At 65.8% G+C, this 1306-nt stretch carries 1 protein-coding gene; it reads left to right on the top strand.

All coding sequences use genetic code 11. The features are described from left to right. Positions 1-62 precede the first annotated feature (62 nt). A partial coding sequence (locus tag AC1DU6_RS31595) for a TonB-dependent receptor plug domain-containing protein (RefSeq protein ID WP_477862127.1) occupies positions 63-1306 on the top strand: 1244 nt, incomplete at its 3' end.

Genomic DNA, 1306 nt, shown 5'->3' with positions numbered 1-1306 from the left:
CCGGTGGCCCCGGAGGCGGACTTCGGGCCAAGCCGTTTTCCAATGAACTAGAGGAGACATTCATGACCATGAGCCAAGACAAGTGCGGGTCGGGCACCGCGGCGTCGTTCCGCATCAGTCCGATTGCCATCGGCTGCACGTTGCTGATCGCCGCCGCAGGCGCACAAGCGCAGACCCAGCAACTCGAAACGGTGACCGTCACCGGCATCCGCAGAGGCATCGAGGCATCGATCTCGGTCAAGAAGAACGCCGACAACATCGTTGAGTCGGTCTCGGCCGAAGACATCGGCAAGCTGCCCGACATCAGCATCGCCGAGTCCATCGGCCGCCTGCCGGGCCTTTCCGCCCAGCGCGTGGCGGGTCGCGCCCAGGTCATCAGCGTGCGCGGCCTGTCGCCCGATTTCGCCACCTCGCTGCTCAATGGCCGTGAGCTGGTGAGCACCGGCGACAACCGCTCGGTCGAGTTCGATCAGTACCCCTCCGAGCTGCTGGCCGGCGTGAGCGTCTACAAGACGCCGGACGGCGGCCTGGTCGGCCAGGGCCTGTCCGGCACCATCGACATGCAGACCGTGCGCCCGTTGAACTTCGGCAGCCGCGTGATGGCCGTCAACGTGCGCGGTCAGAGGAATTCGCTGGGCGGTGCCGCCGGCTCCAAGGGCACGGGCAACCGCGTCAGCGCCAGCTACATCGACCAGTTCGCCGACCGCACCGTCGGTCTGGTGCTGGGCTACGCCCACCAGGAAACCCCGATCCAGGAAGAGCAGGTCGGCCTGTACGAGCCCTGGCAGTCGCTGGGCGCCGGCTGGCGTCCGGGCGTGGCGGCAGGTACGTTCTATTCCGATGGCATCAAGGCCCTGCGCCGCACTGGGGTGACCAAGCGCGACGCCTTCATGGCGACCGCCGAGTTCCGCCCGAACAAGGGCTTCACCAGCGTGGTGGACTACTACCACACCAGGGCCACGCAGGAGGACACCGCGAACCAGTTCGAAGTCAATCTCGGCGGCTACAACGGCGGTTACAACCCGGGCCTGAACATCGCTTCCCCAGTGGTGAACGGCAACAACACCTTCGTCGGCGGCAGCGCCAGCGGCCTGTACCCGCTGGTGCGTGGCATGTACAACGACCGCAGGGACACCATCGATGCCTTCGGCTGGAACAACAAGCTCAAGCTGGCCGGCGGCGGCACGCTGACGGCAGATGTGAGCTACTCCAAGGCTGACCGCAAGGAAACCAACCTCGAGAACAACACGCAGTTGCTGCCCACCGGCGCAACCGCACCGCTGGACACCCTGAAGCTGAATTTCGC

The organism is Roseateles sp. P5_B10, from assembly GCF_056400485.1.
This window is presented reverse-complemented; position numbering and strand designations above follow the sequence as displayed.